The organism is Methylobacterium frigidaeris, assembly GCF_022179185.1.
GTDB classification, from domain to species: Bacteria; Pseudomonadota; Alphaproteobacteria; order Rhizobiales; family Beijerinckiaceae; genus Methylobacterium; species Methylobacterium frigidaeris.
This window is the reverse complement of record NZ_BPQJ01000101.1, coordinates 1-5,894: the sequence shown is the minus strand read 5'-3', so window position 1 is coordinate 5,894 and position 5,894 is coordinate 1. Positions and strand designations below refer to the sequence as shown.

Below are 5,894 nucleotides of genomic sequence, written 5' to 3'. Positions count from 1 at the left end.
CGCCTCGATACGCCGCCTTCATCCAAACCGCGTCACCCATTCTCCCGCATAGCTCTCTGATCTCCCGCCGCACGCTCCGCGTGTTCAGGGCGGAAGCGGCAGATGCATGGCAGCAAGCGACGGCTGCCGCCTGAGGTGACGCCAGCCCCGCCGTTTCTGCGGCCGCAGGTCAGTTGCCGTGACAGTGCCCGGAGAACTCCCACCAGCCTGTCCGACGACGAGGGTGAAAACAGCAGGGCTTCAAGTCGCCGGGGTCAGCTCAGCGGCTCCTGTCGATGCACGCCGCTGTCCAGAACACCTTCTACATTCAACGTCACCTGACTTCCCGCCGCACACTCCGCCAGTTCCGGGCGGAGGCGGCAGACGCATGGCAGACGGCGACCGACGCGGCGTGAGACGCGGGGTGACCTGCCGTTCTTGTGACCACATCTCAATTCCCGTGACAGCGTCCCGTGGACAACGCTAAAACGCCCTGTACTTGCTTGATGTGGTATCGGCGTTGAAAGCCTAGATGCAGGGGAGACGCAACATGCGAGCCTTCATCGTTCGGCCGTTCGGCACAAAGCGTGGCATTAATTTTGATCGAGTCGAGACCGATCTAATCGCCAAGGCTCTGGATCAGCTCGGTATCATGGGTCGGACGACGGCTGAGATCATGCGGCCCGGGAGCATCCGTGAGGACATGTTCCAACTGCTACTTACTGCGGATCTCGTCGTCGCCGACATCACTCTTCATAACGCCAACGTATATTACGAGCTTGGTATTCGGCATGCTCTTCGCGATCGGATGACCGTTCTGCTCCGCGGCGTTGGCGAGGAGCACGGTGAGATGACGGCTGATGCAGTGCCATTCGATCTCCTAACCGACCGTTATCTGACATATCAGCTCTCCGGCCCAGATGGGTTGATCAAGGAACCGGAAGTCGCGACCGAGGCGTTGGTTGCGGCCATTGCGCAGGGCCGTGCGTCCGGTGGACGGGACAGTCCCGTCTTCAAGTTGCTACCTAAGCTACGCGCACCCTCGCCGGATGAATTCCTGGCCGTACCGGTTGACTTCGAGGAGGAGGTTGAGCGCACTATCAGTGGAATTGCGAAGCGCCCCCAATCCGACGAGCGTACGTTGTTCTCAGGCGACCTCGGCCTACTGGCCCATGAGGCGCGCCTGTTTCCCTGGGCCGGTGCTGGCCTGCGCCTCGTCGGCCGCAAGCAGTTTGACGGCAAGCACTTTGAGGGTGCGAGGCTAACCTGGGAGGAGATACGGCGGCGCGACGGCCAAGACCTGGAGGCTAATCTAAAGCTCACAACGATCTGCCAGAAGCTGGGTGACCTCTCCGCCTCGAACGCCGCCGCACAACGGGTGCTCAGTCGCAGCGATTTATCGCTTGATCGCCGTGCCGAGATTCATGCTTTGCAGGCGAGCAACCTCAAGGTCCAGTGGCTCCGACCGTTGCAAGATCTGCCCAGCCAGCAACGTGGCGAGGCAGCGCTGCGGTCAGGTCTGCTGCCAGAGGCTGTTGAGAGCTACGAGGCCGGGTTCAGGGCCGACCGTAACCACTACTACTCGGCTATTAATGCGCTTGCGCTGAGAGTTGTCCAGCGCGAGCTGGCACAGTGCTTCCCCGAGGTCTGGGAGCTGTCCATACCTGAAAGGGATGGAGCTGATCCCCGAGTGCAAGCCGAGCTCGAACTCGGCCGCATTAAGGAACGAATTGACCGCCTCGGCACGGGAGTCACCTTGGCACTCGAGAGCGCTGATGCTTTTGAAGGACCGGAGAACGCGGTGTGGCGCGCCTTCACTGCCGCTGACCGCACCTGCTTGATCAGCAACAACCCGGCGAGGGTTGCCGAAGCCTTCCGTCGAACTATTGAGAAGTTCCGTGAGGCTTTTTCGTTTGCGTTAAGTTCTGCACAATCGCAGCTCGAGCTGCTGCAGCTTGTCGGAGTGCTAGAAAAAAACGTTACGGCCGGTCTTGCCTGCTTTCCCGCAAAGCCTACACAGGACGCCAATAAGCGTGGCCGTATCGTGTTATTCACTGGCCACCGCATCGACGATGCGGATCGCACAGCCAAGGGTAAGCCGCCCAGGTTCCCCCGAACCACAGAGGCCGAAGAAATTGCTCGTCAGGCCGTCAAGGCTAGCATTCAGCGGGCGCTCGCCTCCCCTCAAGGCATTGCGTTCGGACTGGCCGGGGGGGCAAGCGGCGGGGACATACTGTTCCACGAAGTATGCGAAACACTTGCTGTTCCAACCTGGCTATACCTCGCTCTCCCGGTCGGTAGGTACAAGAACGAGTCTGTGCGCGGCGCCGGTGACAGCTGGCTTCGACGCTTTGACCAGCTGCAGAGCAGGCTCGAGACCAGGAGTCGTTGTATGCCCGAGTTGAGGTCGGAAGCTGGTGAGCCAGATAAGCTACCTCGTTGGCTGCAGGCGCTCCCGAACTACGATATCTGGCAGCGCAACAATCTCTGGATGCTGCACAACGCACTCTCTTTCGGGCCGGACCGCGTCACCCTCGTAGCACTCTGGGACGAGGAGGCCGAGGGTGACGGCCCTGGTGGTACCGCGCATCTGGTTGAGTTGGCGCGGAATGCCGGTGCGGAGGTCGACATCCTCAACAGCAAGAGCTTGTTCGGACTCGCACAGTAGCTTTGCACGGGGGCTTGTCACGTTGGCGGGCCGCGGGGTTGCCGAGGACGGGCTTGTCGCGTTGCTGATCAGCCCAGCTTGCGGCGGCTGACCGAGCGCCGTAGTCAGAGAGGATGAACGCGCCCGGCAATGTCACGGGGGGCTTGTCACGTTGGGCGAGAATAGGCCTTTCGGAGGCTCGATGCGGCGCCAGCCCGGCCCGCTAAGCCTTTGGAATTGCACGAGCCGCTGCGGAGCGCCTCGTCAGTAGAGGTAAGTAATCAAGCTCGACGTGACAAGCCCGTCGACGGTGTTGGGCTTTACGAACTGGACAGACGGCGCGCTGGATGATGTCGGGCGGAAAGCGATAACCGGAGTACGAGAGGGGGCTCATGCCGCCCGGCTACGCCACCTCGTTCGAGGCCGAAATCCAGCAGCCCTGCTAACGTGACAAAGCCCTCAACACCACCATCTTGGCACATCGATGCCGTCCGGAGGCGTTCACCCCATCAGTGCCTATTTAAGCATACCCAATAGGGTTATTGGTATTGCAGGAGTGGGCGGTGTCACGCGAAGCGGTGACGAGCCCGCTCGGGTCGGGTTTGGACAGGGTCCATGCAGCCCGTCTCGTACGCTCGCCACCAGTTCCCACCCGAGATCATCCGGCACGCCGTCTGGCTGTATCTCCGCTTCACCCTCAGCTACCGCGATGTCGAGGAGCTCCTCGCCGAGCGCGGCATCGAGACCACCTACGAGAGTGTCCGGCGCTGGGTCCTGAAGTTCGGGCCCGGGTTCGCCCGCAACTTGCGTCGGCTGCGGCCCCGGCCGGCCAGCACGTGGCACCTGGACGAGATGGTGGTCACGATCCAGGGCCGGCGCCTGTACCTCTGGCGGGCTGTCGATGCTGAAGGGGAGGTGCTGGATCTGCTGGTCCAGCCCCGGCGCGACAAGAAGGCGGCTCTGCGGCTCAGAACCTGACGCTCTACGACCAGATCTCCTTCTCCTGTCTCAGCGGCGGCGAGGGCCGCGTCTTCGAGATCACCCGGCAGATGAACTTCGACAAGGCGACCGTCGGCAATCCGCCCGCCATCGACACGCTGCGCGAGATGTTCATCGCGAAGTAAGGTGCCCCCACGGTCGAGTACGCCCCATACCGGTTCGCAACCTTCTACGGGCCGCAAGGGCGCAGCACGGCACGCGATGCCTGCGGTCCGGCCGACACGAGCGGCCTCTACCTCTACCTCTACCTCTACCTCTACCCGTATCCGGCGACCAACCTCGCCACCTGCACCTACGCGCTCGCGATCATCGGCACCCTCTCGGCCCACGACGCGAACAGCCTGCAGTCCGTCGCCGTCACGATCCGCGACTACATGCGCGTATTCCGTCAAGCGAAAGCGGCTTCCGCCGCCGCCGACGCCCGGGCCACCTCCCGGCGTAGAAGATCGGTGAGCGACAGCAGCGTCAAACGCTTTATGAAACCGGTACGTGGTGACAATTCCGAAACGATGCGCCGGAGTTACATGGACACACAGCAGCCAGATCGATATCGTAGGAACCTAATTTATTAAGATCGACATACATTTTTTGCAAAAGATCAAATAATTTGTATCGTGAGAGCCCGACAAATGGCAATGAATGTTGCGTATTATACAAACTGATTATTGCCCCTAAAGGCGAGTGGAGAGGAAGGGAAATATTTTGCGACGAAAACATGAATCTGATCTTATTCCAACGTTGTTGCCGATCCTCCGCAGCTGCCCTGTCCAACCATGACGCGGCAGCGGCCATCGAGGCGTGCGTTGGCTCCATGACGAGAAAACTCCTTCTGGTAAAAACTTTTCCCTGCATGATGAAATCCAGCTCTTCAGCTAAACTAGTTGTAGTATCCGGATTTATAAATATTGCAGTTGCATGTATTATGTAGACAAGCGCAGCAGATCGCCATTCCTCATCGGAAAGCTTTGCTCTGCCAAGCCCTAGATGGCTTTTTCCGCCGATTTCAACTAGCGGTCCAACAGGCTGAAGGAGATTTTTCAATGCGGCTTTTGGTGTCGCGCTAAGTAATGTTTTCGATGAGCCGTCGATATGTCTTATTTTCCATTCCTCACTAGTTTCGCGGTCCCCTCTAAAAGATCTAAGATACAGGAAGAACGGTTTTTGTGTCATTTGCTATCTTTCGAAGGCGGATATAATCGCTTATATATTTCAAGAGCCTCTTTATCTTCCTTGTAAGCTTCAACTTTCCGTCTTATGTAGTTTAATATATTAAACAATACAAATAGCCCAATCATGAAAAAAAGTATCTCCATTGCGTTCCCCTGTTCTAAAAATTTCGCTGAATTTTACCTTTTACTCGGGATTGCGTGCGCAGTCGCTCCGATTATCGTTTTCGCCGTTGCAGTTTCCGCGACCTTTCGCCTTGCGATTGTCCTCCGCTTCTTGTTCTTTCTGTGTCTTTACACGACCAGACTCAATGACAGCGTCAGGTACGCTCGGCCGATCAGGTGTATACGTATCCGGCCTTGGTGGAGTTGATGGCCGATACTCAATGGGCCGCGCTGGTCTTGCGCCTCCTAACGCAAGATGCAGAACCTGGGCTTCGGCGGAGCATCCACTCCACATAATTACTTGGGCAATTACTAAAAACTGAATTTTGTGGGTGTGAATGCGGCCAAGAAACATGCTCACCTCGACCGATTTTTTGCACAAGCCTATTCATACATCGGCGAGATTGTGCTGCAAGAGCGAATCAAAAGAGACTACGGATATTTGATCGCGGAGTCTGGTGGTACGGATCTAGAGTGAACCTGGTTTGGTCATCTGTCCAGGCTTTGCCGATCGCCTCGGAAAATATAAGGCCGCATAAAATCTTGGAACGGTGTGCAAAATTGTAATTTGAAACGACGTTAGAGAAGTTATATCAGAGTTTACTGTGATTGTGACGATAGAAAATATTTACATTCCTGTCCCTAAATATCCTATTTATATTTTGTAAATGAACATTCATCCAGTGATAAGCGCGCTAAAGCGTATTATGAACTTATAACCTGACGCGGGCGTTGCGCGATATGAGCGTCGATCGTCCCGCCTACCCATCCGACGCGTCCGATGAAGAATGGGCGCTTGTCGCCCCCTATCTGGCGCTGCTACGCGAGGACTCGGGCCAGCGCGACCACGAGCTGCGCGAGGTGTTCAATGGGCTGCGCTTCAGGCACTGTCACGCGAAGGAGTAGCGGCGCGCTGTGGGGCGGGGTAGGGCCGGGGC

General features: G+C 57.7%; 3 protein-coding genes and 2 pseudogenes. 3 read left to right on the top strand and 2 right to left on the bottom strand.

The annotated features are described in order from the left end of the window. The first annotated feature begins 529 nt into the window (after window positions 1-529). Together MFF64_RS36245 and MFF64_RS36240 are read left to right on the top strand one after the other, a co-directional pair. Entirely contained in the window at window positions 530-2,647 is a 2,118-nt protein-coding gene (locus MFF64_RS36245) for a tetratricopeptide repeat-containing protein (RefSeq protein ID WP_238193838.1), read from the top strand. A 594-nt stretch (window positions 2,648-3,241) separates the two neighbouring features. Continuing rightward, a pseudogene (locus tag MFF64_RS36240) lies at window positions 3,242-3,595 on the top strand (IS6 family transposase); the annotation flags it as partial. 13 nt (window positions 3,596-3,608) lie between these two features. Here the strand turns inward: MFF64_RS36240 and MFF64_RS36235 are convergent. Beyond that, window positions 3,609-3,761 (bottom strand): hypothetical protein, encoded by a 153-nt coding sequence (locus tag MFF64_RS36235; RefSeq protein WP_238193837.1) that lies wholly within the window; start codon window positions 3,759-3,761, stop codon window positions 3,609-3,611. Between the two features lie 338 nt (window positions 3,762-4,099). After that, a complete protein-coding gene (locus MFF64_RS36230) occupies window positions 4,100-4,795 on the bottom strand; it encodes a hypothetical protein (RefSeq protein ID WP_238193836.1) in 696 nt (231 codons plus the stop codon). Between the two features lie 902 nt (window positions 4,796-5,697). Here MFF64_RS36230 and MFF64_RS36225 point away from each other — a divergent pair. Beyond that, window positions 5,698-5,838: pseudogene (locus MFF64_RS36225) on the top strand (transposase); the annotation flags it as partial. Window positions 5,839-5,894 lie beyond the last annotated feature (56 nt).